Origin of the sequence: Streptomyces sp. NPDC017056, from assembly GCF_044332485.1 — a bacterium.
In the GTDB taxonomy this organism is placed as follows: domain Bacteria; phylum Actinomycetota; class Actinomycetes; order Streptomycetales; family Streptomycetaceae; genus Streptomyces.
In genome coordinates this window covers 1-16,237 of the sequence record NZ_JBIRPD010000006.1, presented here as the reverse complement: position 1 = coordinate 16,237, position 16,237 = coordinate 1, and the positions used below count along the sequence as shown (strand labels likewise).

Sequence of the window (16,237 nt, the reverse complement as noted above, 5' to 3'; positions counted from 1 at the left end):
GCGCGATGGCCAGGAAGACAGCAAACGACGACCCGCTCGCACCGCTCACGCTCGCCGTGGGCCAGGAGGACCTGCTCCTGGACCGCGCCGTGCAGCAGGTGGTGGCGGCGGCCCGGGCCGCCGACGCGGACACCGATGTGCGGGACCTCACCCCCGACCAGCTCCAGCCCGGCACGCTCGCCGAGCTGACCAGCCCTTCGCTGTTCGCCGAGCGCAAGGTCGTGGTGGTCCGCAATTCCCAGGACCTGTCCGCCGACACGATCAAGGACGTCAAGAAGTACCTCGGCGCCCCCGCGGAGGAGATCACCCTCGTGCTGCTGCACGCGGGCGGCGCCAAGGGCAAGGGCCTGCTGGACGCCGCCCGCAAGGCCGGTGCGCGGGAGATCGCCTGCCCCAAGATGACCAAGCCGGCCGACCGCCTCGCGTTCGTGCGCGGCGAGTTCCGTTCGATGGGCCGCTCGGCCACCCCCGAGGCGTGCCAGGCGCTGGTCGACGCGATCGGCAGCGACCTGCGCGAGCTGGCCTCGGCCTGTTCGCAGCTGGTCGCCGACATCGAGGGCACCATCGACGACGCCATCGTCGGCCGCTACTACCGTGGCCGGGCCGAGGCGTCCAGCTTCACCGTCGCGGACCGGGCCGTGGAGGGCCGGGCCGCCGAGGCTCTGGAGGCGCTGCGCTGGGCCATGTCGACGGGCGTCGCCCCCGTCATGATCACCAGCGCGCTGGCCCAGGGGGTCCGCGCCATCGGCAAGCTGGCCTCGGCCCCGCGCGGTGCCCGCCCCGGCGACCTCGCCCGTGAGCTGGGCATGCCGCCGTGGAAGATCGACCGGGTGCGTCAGCAGATGCGCGGCTGGTCGGCGGACGGTGTCGCCACGGCGCTGCGCGCGGTGGCCGAGGCCGACGCGGGCGTCAAGGGTGGCGGCGACGATCCCGAGTACGCGCTCGAAAAGGCCGTCGTCACCATCGCCCGCGCGGCCCGCTCCCGCTGACCGGCCCGGCTCGCTCCCGCCGACCGGCCCGGCCCGCTCCCGGGGCCGGCCCGCTCCCGCCGACCGGCCCGGCCCGCTGTCGGGTCCGGCCCGCCGGCCCCTTACCCCCGCAGTTTCCGCAGCGTCTCCGTGGCGCTGGTCTTGAGCATCCCCGAGACCTGTTCGGTCGTCGGCGGCTTCGCCGAGCCGCTGCGCGAGGCGGCGTAGCTCGACCAGGTGAGCTGGTACGTCGCCCAGCCGTCGCGGACGCCGAGGATCACATACGCGCCGCTGCTGTCGTCGGTCCGGCTGACCAGGTACGCCTCGTCGCCGATGCCCGGCACCGACGTGACCTTGTAGGCGATTGAGCTGCGCTGGCTCTCGTACGCGCGGTAGCTGTCCGCGAACTCCGCCGTCGGGTCGGTCTTCTTGTGCAGGGTGGCCGTGCTGTAGACCCAGGTCGAGGAGTAGTCGCTGCTGCTCGCGTCCGACGGCTTGAGCTCGGCGTTGCACCACATCGAGTCCAGCGAGTCCTGCTGGACGCCGCTGTACTGCGGGTTCTGCGCGGCGGTGCCCGACGAGCCGGAAGCGGAACCGCCGGCTGGTTTGATCTTGTAGTTCGCGCTCTCGAACGGCGTGAACGAGGTCTGATTGCACAGGTCGGACGTGTACGAGTAGCCCGCCAGGTCGGGATCGGGCCGCGCGTCCCCGAAGGCGCCGGCGGCGAAGAGCACCGCGCCGCCCATGGCCGATGCGGCGACGGCCCCGCCGATCGCCCAGAGCCAGTTCCCCGCGCCCCGGCCGCCCGGGCCACCGGCACCGGAACCGTCGAACCCGCCGGGTCCTGGCACCGCCCCGGGCTGCTGCGGCCCGCCCGGCGCCGGGTACCCGTAGGCACCACCCGCACCGGGCCCTTGAGGGGCCCCCTGAGGGGCGTACGGATTCTGCTGCGGCACTCCCTGCCCGTACGGCGGCTGGGCGGGAGCGGGCTGCTGAGGCTGTGCGTAGGGATTGTGCTGATCCCCCGGAATCGACATGCGCGGCAGCGTAGCCGACCGGAACGGCGACAGCGGCCGCGAAGTTCCCCACGTCACGCCTTCACCACGACCGGCACCACCCCGCTACGGCACACGCGCCCCCGGCACCCCCAGTGCGCCCCCTGGACCGGCCCCGTTCCACGCCCCAGGCCCCGAACGACAAAGAACCCCACGTCACCCTGGGGAAGGGTGACCGTGAGGTCCTGTGTCTCAAGCTGTGTGTGCGCCGCACCCGCGTGGCGAACGCAGGCCGTGTGCGGCGCGGTGGTGCACCGGAAGGAGCGGAGAGAGGGGCCGCTGGGCCCTTACCGGCGGTGAAGCGTCGAGAAGAGGTCAGCCCTTGAGGCCGGCGACCTTCTTGGCCAGCGCCGACTTCTTGTTGGCGGCGGCGTTCTTGTGGATGACGCCCTTGCTGACGGCCTTGTCGAGCTTCTTGCCCGCCTCGGCGACGGCGGTGGTGGCCTTCTGCAGGTCACCGGCCTCCACGGCCTCACGGGTACGACGGATCGCGGTCTTGAGCTGGGACTTGACAGCCTTGTTGCGCTGACGAGCCTTCTCGTTGGTCTTGATCCGCTTCATCTGGGACTTGATGTTCGCCACGAAAGAGCCTTTTCAGGTTCGTTGGAATTTCGAGTCGCGCCTCGTACGAGAGAGGGCACAAAGCGCAGTGGACCAGGCTACCAGCAGGCTCCACGGCCTCCCAAACCGGACCAGAGCCGCCGCGCATGGGACCATGGGGGAGACGAAAAACAACCGAGTCCCGCCTACCCGCGTTCTCTGAATGGACCCTGCGTGCCCGCGACCCCTACGAACGTGCCGGAGCCGAGCCGTACCGACCCGGCTCTCATCCGTAACTTTTGCATCATCGCGCACATCGACCACGGCAAGTCCACGCTCGCCGACCGGATGCTCCAGCTGACCGGCGTCGTCGACCAGCGGCAGATGCGCGCGCAGTACCTCGACCGCATGGACATCGAGCGCGAGCGCGGCATCACGATCAAGTCCCAGGCCGTCCGGCTGCCCTGGGCGCCGACCGACGAGGACGCCGGCGCGACCCGCATCCTCAACATGATCGACACCCCTGGTCACGTCGACTTCACGTACGAGGTCTCGCGCTCCCTCGCCGCGTGCGAGGGCTGCATCCTCCTCGTCGACGCCGCCCAGGGCATCGAGGCCCAGACCCTCGCCAACCTGTACCTGGCGATGGAGCACGACCTCGTGATCATCCCGGTGCTCAACAAGATCGACCTGCCGGCCGCGCAGCCCGAGAAGTTCGCCAAGGAGCTGGCCAACCTCGTCGGCTGCGAGCCCGAGGACGTCTTGAAGGTCTCCGCCAAGACCGGTGTCGGCGTTCCCGAGCTGCTCGACAAGGTCGTCCGCGACGTCCCGGCCCCGGTCGGCGTCAAGGATGCGCCGGCGCGCGCGATGATCTTCGACTCGGTCTACGACGCCTACCGCGGCGTCGTGACGTACGTGAAGGTCGTCGACGGCACGCTCAGCAAGCGCGAGCGCATCAAGATGATGTCCACCGGCGCCGCCCACGAGCTGCTGGAGATCGGCACGAACTCGCCCGAGATGAAGGCCGCCGACGGCCTGTCCGTGGGCGAGGTCGGCTACCTGATCACCGGCGTGAAGGACGTCCGCCAGTCCAAGGTCGGCGACACCATCACCCAGCTCAGCAAGGGTGCCGACGAGGCGCTGGGCGGCTACAAGGACCCGAAGCCGATGGTCTTCTCCGGCCTGTACCCGCTCGACGGATCGGACTACCCGGAGCTGCGCGACGCCCTGGACAAGCTCCAGCTCAACGACGCCGCGCTGGTCTACGAGCCGGAGACCTCCGCGGCCCTCGGCTTCGGCTTCCGCGTCGGCTTCCTGGGCCTGCTGCACCTGGAGGTCATCCGCGAGCGCCTGGAGCGCGAGTTCGGCCTCGACCTGATCGCCACCGCCCCCAACGTGGTCTACCGCGTGGACATGGAGGACGGCGCCGAGCACGAGGTCACCAACCCCAGCGAGTTCCCGACCGGCAAGATCGACAAGGTCCACGAGCCGGTCGTACGGGCCACCATCCTGGCGCCCAGCGAGTTCATCGGCGCGATCATGGAGCTGTGCCAGAACCGCCGCGGCAACCTGCTCGGCATGGACTACCTCTCCGAGGACCGGGTCGAGATCCGCTACACCCTCCCGCTCGCCGAGGTCGTCTTCGACTTCTTCGACCAGCTCAAGTCCAAGACCCGCGGCTACGCCTCGCTGGACTACGAGCCCACCGGCGAGCAGGCCGCCGACCTGGTCAAGGTCGACATCCTGCTGCACGGCGACAAGGTCGACGCGTTCTCCGCGATCTGCCACAAGGACAAGGCGTACGCGTACGGCGTGCGGCTGGTCGCCAAGCTGCGCGAGCTGATTCCGCGGCAGAGCTTCGAGGTGCCGATCCAGGCCGCCATCGGCAGCCGGGTCATCGCCCGTGAGACGGTCCGCGCGATCCGCAAGGACGTGCTCGCCAAGTGCTACGGCGGTGACATCTCCCGTAAGCGGAAGCTGCTGGAGAAGCAGAAGGAAGGCAAGAAGCGGATGAAGATGGTCGGCAGCGTGGAGGTTCCCCAGGAAGCCTTCATCGCCGTGCTGTCCTCCGACTCCGACGGTGACGCCAAGGGCAAGAAGTAGCCCTGGCCTCCGCCGTCGCCGACCGGGCGTCCACCCCTTGGGGCGGGCGCCCGGTTTGCTTGGGCGCGTGCCGTACGCCTTTCGACGCGCCATACGCCTTTCGACGCGCCATACGCCTTCCGGCGTGCCGTACGCCGTTCGACGTGCCGTACGTCTTCCGGCGGTGCCGTACGTCTTCCGTGCGGCATCCGGGCGGTCGGCCGGAAATATCGGCGGCCAGGCGGTTGCCGGGACGCGCCCCGCGCCGTTGACGTGGGTGGCAGCGGTGTTCCGGGCGGCCCAGGGGGCGTCCGGGCGGCATGAGCGCCGTGCCGCCGTGGAGGCCGCGCCAGAAAGGGACACAGATGAAGTACACCCAGGCCGCCGCGCTCCTGGCCGGTGCCGCGCTGTCCGTGGGCGTCGCCGCGCCCGCCTTCGCCGACCAGACGGGGGCGGACAAGTTCAGAAGCGGGCTCACGGGGACGGTCGGCGACACGCACCGGGCCGTCACCACGCTCGGCGGCGAGTTGAAGAGGGTCCACGGCGCGCTGCGGGGTGACGAGCAGACCGGCGCGCTGGTCGGCGACTCGGCGACGGTGAACGCGCCCAACGCGTCGGGCATCGGCATCCAGTCCGCTTCGCTGCGCCGCTGACCCAGCGCCCCACCGCCCCCCGCCCTCCGCCCGCGGCCCCGCCTGCCGGGACGCGGGCGGCGGCACGCCCCCCAGCGCCCCCCAGCGCCCTCCAGCGCCCTCCAGCGCCCTCCAGCACCTTCCCCTGGCCGGAACCGGTGCCACCAACGGCTCGCGCACCACACCCGGAGTGCACCCGGATCGCACCGGATGGCACCGGAACGCACCCGGGCCCGGCCCGCCGTCCCGGAAAAACGGCCGGCACCACCGTTGTCCGCCGTGTCTTCCCGCCTCCGGTTCACCCCGTAATGGCCGAAACGTGTATGACGCATCCATCGCACTGGTCTCATCCTGAACCAGTCGGGCGTAGCCCCTTACGCCATGGCGCAACGCGCTCTAGTCTGATCACTGCTCGAAGGTTACTCGCGAGTCACCAGCAACGTAGCGGGCCCCGGAGGATGCCGTGACGGACACCCAGACGCTGATCGAGAACCGGCCACCTTCCGTGGCGACCCTCTTCCTGGAGCGCGTCGCAGCCACCCCCGACCACGAGGCGTACCGCTACCCGGTGCCGCCAGCCGACGGCCGGGGGCCCGCCGACTGGAAGGTCCTGAGCTGGGCCGACGCCGCGAAGCGGGTGTACGCGGTGGCCGCGGGGCTGATGCAGCTGGGGGTGCGCCCGGAGGAGCGGGTGGCGCTCGCCTCCAGCACCCGCGTCGAGTGGATCCTCGCCGACCTCGGCGTGCTGTGCTCCGGCGCGGCCACCACCACCGTCTACCCCAGCACCAACGCCGACGAGACGGCGTACATCCTCGCCGACTCCGGCAGCCGGGTGCTGATCGCCGAGGACGCGGCCCAGCTCGCCAAGGCCCGCGAGAAGCGCGCCGAGCTGCCGGAGCTGGCGCACGTCGTCGTCATCGACGAGGCCGCCGCGCAGTCCGCCGAGGGCGACCCGGAGGACTGGGTGCTCTCCTTCGCCGAGCTGGAGAAACGCGGCGCGGCCCACCTGGAGAAGAACCCGGATTGTGTGAAGGAGCAGATCGCGGCGTTGCGCGCGGACCAGCTCGCGACCCTGATCTACACCTCCGGCACCACCGGCCGGCCCAAGGGCGTACGGCTGCCGCACGACTGCTGGTCGTACATGGCGCGGGCGATCCAGGCCACCGGCCTGGTCACCGAGGACGACGTGCAGTACCTGTGGCTGCCGCTGGCACACGTCTTCGGGAAGGTGCTGACCGCCGGGCAGATCTCCGTCGGGCACGTGATCGCGGTGGACGGCCGGGTCGACAAGATCATCGAGAATCTGCCGGTGGTGCGGCCGACCTACATGGCGGCCGTGCCGCGCATCTTCGAGAAGGTCTACAACGGCGTGGTGGCCAAGGCCCGGCAGGGCGGCGCCGCCAAGTACAAGATCTTCCAGTGGGCGGCGGGCGTGGCGCGGGAGTACGCCAAGGCATCCCAGGAGAACTTCCGCCGCACCGGCAACGCCACCGTTCCCTTCGCGCTCGGCGCCAAGCACAAGATCGCCGACGCGCTCGTCTACGCCAAGCTGCGCGAGGCTTTCGGCGGCCGGCTGCGCGCCGCGGTCTCCGGCTCCGCCGCCCTGGCGCCCGAGATCGGCTACTTCTTCGCCGGCGCCGGCATCCACATCCTGGAGGGGTACGGGCTCACCGAGTCCAGCGCGGCCAGCTTCGTGAACCCGGGCGAGGCGTACCGCACCGGCACGGTCGGCAAGCCGCTGCCCGGCACGGAGGTCCGCATCGCCGAGGACGGCGAGGTGCTGCTGCGCGGGCCCGGGATCATGGAGGGCTACCACGGGCTGCCGGAGAAGACGGCCGAGGTGCTGGAGTCGGACGGCTGGTTCCACACCGGCGACATCGGCGAGCTGTCCCCGGACGGCTATCTGCGGATCACCGACCGCAAGAAGGACCTGATCAAGACCTCCGGCGGCAAGTACATCGCGCCGGCCGAGGTCGAGGGGCAGTTCAAGGCGGTCTGCCCGTTCGTCTCCAATGTGCTGGTGCACGGCGCCAACCGGAACTTCTGCACCGCGCTGATCGCCCTCGACGAGCCGGCGATCATGGGTTGGGCCGCCGAGCACGGCCTCAAGGGCAGGACGTACGCCGAGGTCGTGGGCGCGGCGCAGACCCGCGAGCTGATCGAGGGCTACGTGGAGCGGGTCAACGAGGGGCTCCAGCGCTGGCAGCAGATCCGCAAGTTCCGGCTGCTGCCGCGTGACCTGGACATCGAGCACGGCGAAGTGACGCCGAGCCTCAAGGTCAAGCGGCCGGTGGTGGAGCGGGCCTTCAAGGGCCTGCTGGAGGAGATGTACGAGGGCGCGCGCGAGGCGTGACGGACGCCGCGGACGCGGTCGGTACGGCTGTCGGACCGCCGACAGCCGTACCGACCGCGCCCGTGGCCCGCACCCGTTGCACACGCGACGGGCGCGGTCACGACCGGCCGCGCCCCAGCGCCCGTACCGACTCCGCCATGCGTGCCACGCTCGGGGCCAGGTCCCGTTCGCCGGGGCTGCCGCTGCCGGAAAGCTGATGCTCGATCTCGGAGATACGGTCCGCCAGTTCCGCCATGCGGGCGTGGTCCTGCTTTATCAGCCGGCGCAGCTGCCGGTTCTTCCTGTGCAGATCGAGAAAGACGTTCACCTTGGCGCGCAGCACCCAGGGGTCGAACGGCTTGGTGAGATAGTCCGCCGCGCCGGTCGAATAGCCCCGGAAGGCGAAACCGGAGTCGCTGTCGGTCCCGGTCAGGAAAATGATCGGGATGTCCTTCGTCTGGTCGAGCCGTTTGATGTTGGACGCGGTCTCGAAGCCGTCCATTCCGGGCATGAGAATGTCCAGCAGAACGACCGCGAATTCCTGGCGCAGCAGTGCTTTCATCGCCTCCTCCCCGGAGCGGGCCCGCACCAGGGGCTCGCCGAGCGACCCGAGGACCGCTTCGAGGGCTGCGAGGTTGTCCTCCATGTCGTCGACGAGAAGAATGCCCGCCCGGTCGTCGGTTCCGGCCGCGGCGCCGGTATCGGTTGCATGGGTCATGATGGGCCTTCGGTGCCTTGGGACCTCGGGGAGGTCGCGTCGGGGTCTTGCTTTCCTGCTTCACCGCCCAGGGCCGGCGTGCCCGAGCCGTGCTGGGACAGGAGGTCGACGGTCGCGGCCAGCAGGCGGTCGACGTCGACGGGTTTGGGTACGTACTCGTTGGCTCCGCTTTCCAGGGACTTTTCGCGGTCGCCGGGCATCGCTTTGGCCGTGAGGACGATGACGGGCAGTTTCGCGAAACGGGGGGTGCGCCGGATCGCGCGAATGGTTTCGTAGCCGTCCATCTCCGGCATCATGATGTCCATCAGGACCAGGTTGATGCCGGGATTCTTCTCCAGCATCTCGATGCCCTCCCGGCCGTGTTCGGCGTAGAGCACCCGCATGCCGACCCGGCTCAGCACATTCGTGAGTGCGAAGACGTTGCGGATGTCGTCGTCGACGACCAGGACCTGGCAGCCGGACAGCAGCGTGCCCGTGGGACCGCTCACCCAGTCCTCCAGGCGGGTGGTGGTCGGCCACGGGGCCTCGTCGCGCGGGGCCGGCGGCCCGGAGCGCGGGTGGTGCCGGGGCGTCTTCGCCAGCTGCAGCGCGCCTTCCGGGCGCTGCTCGCCGGCGCCTGCCGGGCCGTCCATCGGGTCACCGTAGCCGGGGCACTCGACCGGGACGTGCAGGGTGAAGACGCTGCCGATGCCGGGCCGGCTGCTCGCGGTGATCCGGCCGCCGAGCAGCCCCGCGATCTCCCGGCTGATCGACAGGCCCAGGCCGGTACCGCCGTACTTGCGGTTGGTGGTGCCGTCGGCCTGCTGGAACGCCTCGAAGATGACGGGCAGTTTCTCCGGCGCGATGCCGATGCCGGTGTCGGTGACGGTGAAGGCGATCGAGTCGTCGCCGTCGGCCCGGTCCACCCGCAGGTCGATCTTGCCGGACGCGGTGAACTTCACCGCGTTCGACAGCAGGTTACGCAGTACCTGCTGGAGGCGCTGCTCGTCGGAGAACAGCTCCTTGGGCACGTTCTCGCTCACCGACACCTCGAAGGCCAGCCCGCGGTCGAGGGTCATGGGCCGGAAGGTGTCGTGGACGTAGTTGAGCAGTTTGATCAGCGGCAGGCGCTTGGGGCGGACGTCCATCCGGCCCGCCTCGATCTTGGACAGGTCCAGGATGTCGTTGATCAGCTGGAGCAGGTCGGACCCCGACCGGTGGATCGTGATCGCGAACTGCACCTCCTGCTCGTTCAGGTGCCCGTCCGGGTTGTCGGCGAGCAACCGGGCGAGGATGAGCAGCGAGTTCAGCGGATTGCGCAGTTCGTGCGACATGTTGGCCAGGAACTCGGACTTGTACTGGGACGAGCTGGCCAGCAGTGCTGCCTTCTCCTCCAGCTCCTCGTTCGAGCGCTGGAGCTCGGCCTGCCGCCGCTGGAGCTCGTCGGTACGCTCCTGGAGCTGGCGGGCCAGCCGCTGCGACTCGCCGAGCAGGGACTCCGTTCGGGAGTTGGCGACGATGGTGTTGATGGCCACGCCGATGGTGTTCACGAACTGGTCGAAGAAGGCCAGGTGCACGTCGGAGAAGCGGGAGAAGGACGCCAGCTCGATGACGCCCAGCGTCTGGTCCTCGAAGAGCACCGGGATGATGACGACGGTCGCCGGGTTGGCCTCGCCCAGCCCGGAGTTGATCTTGATGTAGTCCGGCGGCGCCTCCTCCACCAGGATGCGCTTCTTCTCCAGGGCGGCCTGCCGCACCAGCCCGTGGTCCATGGAACCGGGCGTGTCGATCGTGGTGTCCAGGGACGACCCGTACCCGGCGATGAACGCCAGCTGCAGGTCGTCGCGGTCGGTGTCGGCCAGGAAGAAGGCGCCGTACTGGGCGTTCACCAGCGGCGTCAGCTCCCGCAGGATCAGGTCGGCGACCTCCATCAGGTCCCGGTGGCCCTGCATCAGGCCCGCCAGCCGCGCGAGGTTCGACTCCAGCCAGTCCTTGGCGCGGGTGGTCTCGCGGAGGTTGGAGACCATCAGGTTGATGTTGTCGCGCAGCTCGGCGACCTCGCCCTGGGTCTCGACCGTGACGTTGCGGGTCATGTCGCCGGCGGCCACCGCCGAGGCCACTTCGGCGATGGCCCGCACCTGGGTGGTGAGGTTCGACGCCAGCTCGTTGACGTTCGTCGTCAGCCGTTTCCAGGTGCCGTACACGCCCTCGACCCGGGCCTGCCCGCCGAGGCGCCCCTCGCTGCCCACCTCGCGCGCGACGCGCGTGACCTCGGAGGCGAACGACGACAGGGTGTCGACCATCGTGTTGAGCGTCGTCTTCAACTCCAGGATCTCGCCGCGCGCGTCCACGTCGATCTTCTTGGACAGGTCGCCCTGGGCGACGGCGGTGGCGACCAGCGCGATGTTGCGCACCTGAGTGGTCAGGTTGGACGCCATGAAGTTGACGTTGTCGGTCAGGTCCTTCCACACCCCGGAGGCGCCGCGGACCTGGGCCCGGCCGCCCAGGTTGCCTTCGGTGCCGACCTCGCGCGCCACCCGCGTGACCTCGTCGGCGAACGCGCGCAACTGCTCCACCATCGAGTTGACGGTGTCCTTGAGCTCCAGGATCTCGCCGCGCGCGTCGACCGTGATCTTCTTCGACAGGTCGCCGTCGGCCACCGCCGTGGTCACCTGGGCGATGTTGCGTACCTGGGAGGTGAGGTTGGACGCCATGAAGTTGACGTTGTCGGTGAGGTCCTTCCAGACCCCGGAGGCGCCGCGGACCTGCGCCTGACCACCGAGGTTGCCTTCGGTGCCGACCTCGCGGGCCACTCGTGTGACCTCGTCGGCGAAGGCGGACAGCTGGTCGACCATCGTGTTGATCGTCGACTTCACCTCCAGGATCTCGCCCTTCGCCTCGACCGTGATCTTCCGTCCCAGGTCGCCCTCCGCGACCGCCGTCGCCACCAGGGCGATGTTGCGCACCTGGGAGGTGAGGTTGTCGGCCATGAAGTTGACGTTGTCGGTGAGGTCCTTCCACACGCCCGACACGCCGCGTACGTGCGCCCGCCCGCCGAGCCGGCCTTCGGTGCCGACCTCGCGGGCCACTCGTGTGACCTCGTCGGCGAAGGCGGACAGCTGGTCGACCATCGTGTTGACGGTCAGTTTCAGCTGGAGGATCTCGCCGCGCGCGTCGACCGTGATCTTCTGGCTGAGGTCGCCGTTGGCCACCGCGGTGGTCACCTGGGCGATGTTGCGTACCTGGGAGGTGAGGTTGGACGCCATGAAGTTGACGTTGTCGGTGAGGTCCTTCCAGACCCCCGAGACGCCGCGCACCTGGGCGCGCCCGCCCAGCTGCCCTTCGGTGCCGACCTCGCGGGCCACTCGTGTGACCTCGTCGGCGAAGGCGGACAGCTGGTCGACCATCGTGTTGACGGTCAGTTTCAGCTCCAGCAGCTCGCCCGCCGCCTCGACCGTCACCTGCCGGGTCAGGTCGCCGCGCGCCACCGCCGTCGTCACCAGCGCGATGTCCCGCACCTGGGCGGTCAGCCTGGCCGCCATGGTGTTGACCGCCTCGGTCACGTCACGCCAGCTCCCGGACAGCCCCGCCACCTTCGCCCGCCCGCCGAGCCGGCCCTCCGTACCGGACTCGCGGGCCACCCGGGTCACCTCGCCGGTGAACAGCGACAGCTGGTCCACCATCCGGTTCACCGCCCGGCCCAGCCGCCGGCGGTCGCCGCGCAGCGGGCGGTTGCCGTCGTGCAGGTCCACCCGCAGGGTCAGGTCGCCGCCCGCCACCGCGTCCAGCACCTGGGTGGCCTGGGTCGTGGGGATGACCAGCGCGTCGATGATGGCGTTGGCGGCCTGTACGGAGGTGGCCCAGGTGCCGGGCCCCGGGCTGGCGGACATCCGCTCGTCCAGCCTGCCCTGGCGTACGACCTCCGACCGTAGGCGTAACAACTCGTCGGACAGGTGCTGATTGCGGGCCGCTATCTGGTTGAAGGCCGCGGAGAGCTCGGCCAGGACGCCTTCCTGCGCCACCGGGAGTCGGGTACGGAAATCCCCGGCCGACATCGAAGTCAAGGCGGTCAGAAGTGGACGGAGATCAGCCGCACGCACCTGATCACCACCCGGTTCCAGGGACACTCGGGGCACTGCCGAATCGACCGCCATGTCTCCCCACTTCAGTAACTCGGTGCTTATGGGTGCGCTCAGTCTGTCACTCTGGGAGTGGCGTATTCGGCGCTATTGCGGAACTGCTCGGGAGTTGCTCAATGAGAACGACAACTTCGACAGACAGGGACGCGGCGGCGGCCCGCACCGGCCGCGGCGCGCCCGGCGGGGCAACGGCCCCCGCGGCGGCTTCCCCCGAAGCCGGCCCCGGCACGGCCCCGGAGCCGGTCTCCGAAACGGCTTCCGGCAGAACCCGCGAGACACTTTCCGGCGGATTTCCCGAAGGGGGCGAGCCGGTGGCTCGTGACGCGGACACAGCCGACGGCAGGGACCCGGGCGAGCCCCCGGAGGCCGTCGAGGGACCAGGGACCACGCCCGGCGAGGGCGCGCCCGCGGCGGCCACCGGACCGCCCGCCGGGCCGGCGCACGACGGACGGGACAGCGTCCGCCGGTCCAGCCTGCCCGGCAACCCGCAGGCCGCCGCGGGCGCACGCCGGTTCGTACGGACCGTCCTCGCCGACTGGCGCACCCGGTTCCTGCCCGGCGCCGACACGCTCGGCGACCGCCTCACCGACGAGGCCGTCCTGCTGGTCAGCGAGCTGGTCACCAACGTCGTCGTGCACGCGGGCACGGCCGTCGAGCTGCTGTGCCGCCTGGAGCACGACGGCGCGCGGGCCGCGGTGGTCGTCGAGGTCTCCGACCACCACCCGGCACGCGCCGTACGCGGACGCCAGGCGGCCTCGCCGTCCGGCAGCAGGGGCCACGGCCTGCAACTGGTCGGCGCGGTCGCCGAATCCTGGGGCATCACCTACCGGCGCGACCGCAAAACCGTATGGTTCCGGCTCCAGTCCGGCACCGCACACCCGGAGTACGGGCCCGCCGCCCGCTTCTCCCGCGACGACCTCGACCTCCAGCACGGCCTCCGCGCCGCCGAACTGCTGGCCCCCGCGCCCCGGCGCTCGACCACCCGGCGCTCCGACGCCGACTGGATCAACCACGGCGCCCTGTCCTTCCTCGCCGAGGCATCCGACCTGCTGTCCGGACAGCTCGACGAGGAACAGGTGGCGCTGCTCGCCGCCCAACTGGTCGTACCGCGCCTCGCCGACTGGTGTGCGGTGTGGCTGCACGGCGGCAGCGGCCACGAGAACACCGCCGAAGCACCGCGGCTCGCCCGCGTCTGGCACTCCAGCGAAAGCCGCATCGACGTGCTGCGCATGGCCCTGGAAAAGGACCCGCCCATACTGCCCGCCCAGCCGACGGACGTCGTGGGCGGCGCGGTGCCCTGGCCCTGGCCCCAGGAACCGAGCGGCTACGGGCCCGGCGGCGCCGCGCTGGCCTGCCCACTCGTCGCCGGCGGCGGCAACCAGGGCGCACTGCTGATCGGCCGCGCCGGGCTGATGCGCTTCCCCGACGAGGTCGTCGGCCTGATGGAAGACCTGGCCCGCCGGGTCGCCCGCGCCATCGCCACCGCCCGCGCCTACCGCAACCAGGAACGGATCAGCCAAGTCCTGCAGCGCCGCCTCCTCCCCAGGGGCCGCCCCGCCGTCCCCGGCCTGGAATCCTCCGTGGTCTACGAACCACGCGCGGGCGCCGGAGCCGGCGGCGACTTCTGGGACCTGTTCGCGGCCGGCGACGGACGCTGGTGCTTCGCCCTCGGCGACGTCTGCGGCAGCGGCCCGGAAGCCGCCGCGGTCACCGGCCTGGCCCGCCCCGTCCTGCGACTGCTCGCACGCGACGGATTCGGCGTCGGCGAAGTGCTCGACCGCCTCAACAAGACCATGGCGCGCGAGGCCGCCGACTCCGTGGCGGCCGTCACCGCCGCCGTCGCCGCCGCCGGCAGCGGACTCGACCCCTCCGTCGAACTCCGCGACGAAGGCGAACAGACCCGCTTCCTGTCCCTCCTCTACGGCGAACTCGTCCCGAACACCGACGGCACGGCAGGCGCCCGGTGCACCCTCGCCAGCGCCGGCCACCCGCTGCCACTGGTCCTGGGCACGGACGGCACCGTACGCACCCCCGCGGCGCCGCAGATGCTGCTCGGTGTGATGGAAGAGACCACGTACGAGAGCGAGACCTTCGACCTGGCACCCGGCGAGACACTGCTGTGCGTCACCGACGGAGTGACCGAGCGGCGCTCCGGCGGCCGGCTGTTCGACGACGATGACGGCCTGGCCGGCCACCTCGCCACCTGCACCGGCCTCGGAGCCGCCGCCGTCGCCGAACACATCCGGCAAGCCGTCCACGCCTTCGCGGCCACACCGCCCGACGACGACCTGGCCCTGCTGGTCCTCCAGGCGACGCGGGCCCGCTGAGCAGCCCGGCCGGGGCCGCCCCCGGTTCCCGCCGCATGCCGGACAATGGAAGGCATGCCTTCCGCACTCCCCGATGGTGAGCCCATGCCCGAAGACGGGTCGCTGCCCGGTCATGCCCTGACCGGCGCCGCCGCCCGGCCCCTCGGGTTCTACCTGCACGTGCCCTACTGCGCGACGCGCTGCGGCTACTGCGACTTCAACACCTACACGGCCACCGAACTGCGCGGCTCGGGCGGCGCACTCGCCTCGCGGGAAAACTACGCGGACACCGTCGCCGAGGAAATCCGGCTCGCCCGCAAGGTACTGGGCGACGATCCCCGGCCGGTCGAAACGGTCTTCGTCGGCGGCGGCACGCCCACCCTGCTCCCCGCCGCCGACCTGGGCCGGATGCTCGCCGCCATCCGCGACGAATTCGGCCTCGCGGACGGCGCGGAGATCACCACCGAGGCGAACCCGGAATCCGTCGACGCCCGCTACCTCGCCGAACTGCGGGAAGCCGGCTTCAACCGGGTTTCCTTCGGCATGCAGAGCGCCCGGCAGCACGTCCTCAAGATCCTCGACCGTACGCACACCCCCGGCCGGCCGGAAGCCTGCGTCGCCGAGGCGCGGGCGGCCGGCTTCGACCACGTCAACCTCGACCTGATCTACGGCACGCCCGGCGAGACGGACGACGACTGGCGCGCCACCCTCGACGCCGCCGTCGGCGCCGCACCCGACCACGTCTCCGCGTACGCGCTGATCGTCGAAGAAGGCACCCAGCTGGCCCGCCGCATCCGACGCGGCGAAGTACCCATGACGGACGACGACGTGCACGCCGACCGCTACCTGATCACGGAGGAGACCCTGTCAGCGGCCGGCTTCCACTGGTACGAGGTCTCCAACTGGGCCACCACGGAAGCGGGCCGCTGCCGCCACAACGAGCTGTACTGGACCGGCGCGGACTGGTGGGGCGCGGGGCCCGGCGCACACAGCCACGTGGGCGGCGTCCGCTGGTGGAACGTGAAGCACCCCGGCGCGTACGCGCAGGCGCTCGGCGAAGGCCGGTCACCCGGCGCCGGCCGCGAACTCCTCTCCCCGGAAGACCGCCGCGTCGAACGCATCCTCCTCGAACTCCGCCTCGCCGCCGGCTGCCCGCTCTCCCTCCTCGCCCCCGCCGGCGCGAACGCCGCGTCCCGCGCCGTAACCGACGGCCTCCTGGAGCCCGCCCCGTACGAGGCGGGCCGGGCCGTGCTGACGTTGCGGGGGCGGTTGCTGGCGGATGCGGTGGTGCGGGATCTGGTGGACTGAGGGTTTTGTGGGGGTGCGCGGTGCGCGCTGGCGCGCGGTTTTGCGCTTGCCTGGTCGCGCTGGCGCGCGTTTGCGCGTTAGGCCCGGTGGGTGGGGGGCCGGGGCCCCGCAGGGGTCTCTCCTCACCGCAGTCGCGGAAGCCTTGTCTGGAAAGCTGAACCTGGTGTTGCGACGTGTC

10 protein-coding genes are annotated in these 16,237 nt (G+C 70.9%); 6 read left to right on the top strand and 4 right to left on the bottom strand.

Annotation, left to right across the window (positions count from 1 at the left end; genetic code table 11):
• Positions 1–5 precede the first annotated feature (5 nt).
• Complete coding sequence (holA, locus tag ACH4OW_RS12645) at positions 6–989, top strand: DNA polymerase III subunit delta (RefSeq protein ID WP_360122398.1); 984 nt, start codon at positions 6–8, stop codon at positions 987–989.
• 101 nt (positions 990–1,090) lie between these two features.
• On the opposite strand, the gene ACH4OW_RS12640 is transcribed toward holA, so the two are convergent.
• Positions 1,091–2,005 carry a hypothetical protein gene (locus tag ACH4OW_RS12640; RefSeq protein WP_398027243.1) on the bottom strand — a complete coding sequence of 305 codons (915 nt, stop codon included), beginning with the start codon at positions 2,003–2,005 and terminating at the stop codon, positions 1,091–1,093.
• Between the two features lie 333 nt (positions 2,006–2,338).
• The gene (gene rpsT / locus ACH4OW_RS12635; RefSeq protein WP_360122392.1) at positions 2,339–2,605 is read right to left on the bottom strand and encodes a 30S ribosomal protein S20; all 267 of its coding nucleotides are present in this window, start codon (positions 2,603–2,605) and stop codon (positions 2,339–2,341) included.
• A 192-nt stretch (positions 2,606–2,797) separates the two neighbouring features.
• On the opposite strand from rpsT, the gene lepA reads away from it, so the two are divergent.
• The 3 genes from lepA (at position 2,798) to ACH4OW_RS12620 (ending at position 7,630) form a co-directional block, all read left to right on the top strand.
• Complete coding sequence (lepA, locus tag ACH4OW_RS12630; protein ID WP_360122389.1) at positions 2,798–4,666, top strand: translation elongation factor 4; 1,869 nt, start codon at positions 2,798–2,800, stop codon at positions 4,664–4,666.
• 344 nt (positions 4,667–5,010) lie between these two features.
• Positions 5,011–5,298 (top strand): hypothetical protein, encoded by a 288-nt coding sequence (locus tag ACH4OW_RS12625; protein WP_360122386.1) that lies wholly within the window; start codon positions 5,011–5,013, stop codon positions 5,296–5,298.
• Between the two features lie 442 nt (positions 5,299–5,740).
• Positions 5,741–7,630, top strand: a complete 1,890-nt coding sequence (locus ACH4OW_RS12620) for an AMP-dependent synthetase/ligase (protein ID WP_398027240.1) — start codon at positions 5,741–5,743, stop codon at positions 7,628–7,630.
• A 97-nt stretch (positions 7,631–7,727) separates the two neighbouring features.
• On the opposite strand, the gene ACH4OW_RS12615 is transcribed toward ACH4OW_RS12620, so the two are convergent.
• Entirely contained in the window at positions 7,728–8,327 is a 600-nt protein-coding gene (locus ACH4OW_RS12615) for a response regulator (RefSeq protein WP_360122380.1), read from the bottom strand.
• Positions 8,324–12,460, bottom strand: coding sequence for a HAMP domain-containing protein (locus tag ACH4OW_RS12610; protein WP_360122377.1), 4,137 nt, complete (start codon positions 12,458–12,460; stop codon positions 8,324–8,326). The genes ACH4OW_RS12615 and ACH4OW_RS12610 overlap by 4 nt, the downstream gene beginning before the upstream one ends.
• Positions 12,461–12,756: 296 nt before the next feature.
• On the opposite strand from ACH4OW_RS12610, the gene ACH4OW_RS12605 reads away from it, so the two are divergent.
• Both ACH4OW_RS12605 and hemW read left to right on the top strand, forming a co-directional pair.
• Complete coding sequence (locus ACH4OW_RS12605; protein WP_398027237.1) at positions 12,757–14,772, top strand: SpoIIE family protein phosphatase; 2,016 nt, start codon at positions 12,757–12,759, stop codon at positions 14,770–14,772.
• Positions 14,773–14,826: 54 nt separating this feature from the next.
• Positions 14,827–16,059 (top strand): radical SAM family heme chaperone HemW, encoded by a 1,233-nt coding sequence (gene hemW, locus ACH4OW_RS12600; protein ID WP_398027235.1) that lies wholly within the window; start codon positions 14,827–14,829, stop codon positions 16,057–16,059.
• Positions 16,060–16,237 lie beyond the last annotated feature (178 nt).

Excerpts from the sequence above, each read along its gene's own strand:
- holA (WP_360122398.1), top strand. The coding sequence starts at position 6 with ATGGCCAGGAAGACAGCAAACGACGACCCGCTCGCACCGCTCACGCTC.
- ACH4OW_RS12640 (WP_398027243.1), bottom strand. The coding sequence starts at position 2,005 with ATGTCGATTCCGGGGGATCAGCACAATCCCTACGCACAGCCTCAGCAG.
- ACH4OW_RS12625 (WP_360122386.1), top strand. The coding sequence starts at position 5,011 with ATGAAGTACACCCAGGCCGCCGCGCTCCTGGCCGGTGCCGCGCTGTCC.
- ACH4OW_RS12615 (WP_360122380.1), bottom strand. The coding sequence starts at position 8,327 with ATGACCCATGCAACCGATACCGGCGCCGCGGCCGGAACCGACGACCGG.
- ACH4OW_RS12610 (WP_360122377.1), bottom strand. The coding sequence starts at position 12,460 with ATGGCGGTCGATTCGGCAGTGCCCCGAGTGTCCCTGGAACCGGGTGGT.
- hemW (WP_398027235.1), top strand. The coding sequence starts at position 14,827 with ATGCCTTCCGCACTCCCCGATGGTGAGCCCATGCCCGAAGACGGGTCG.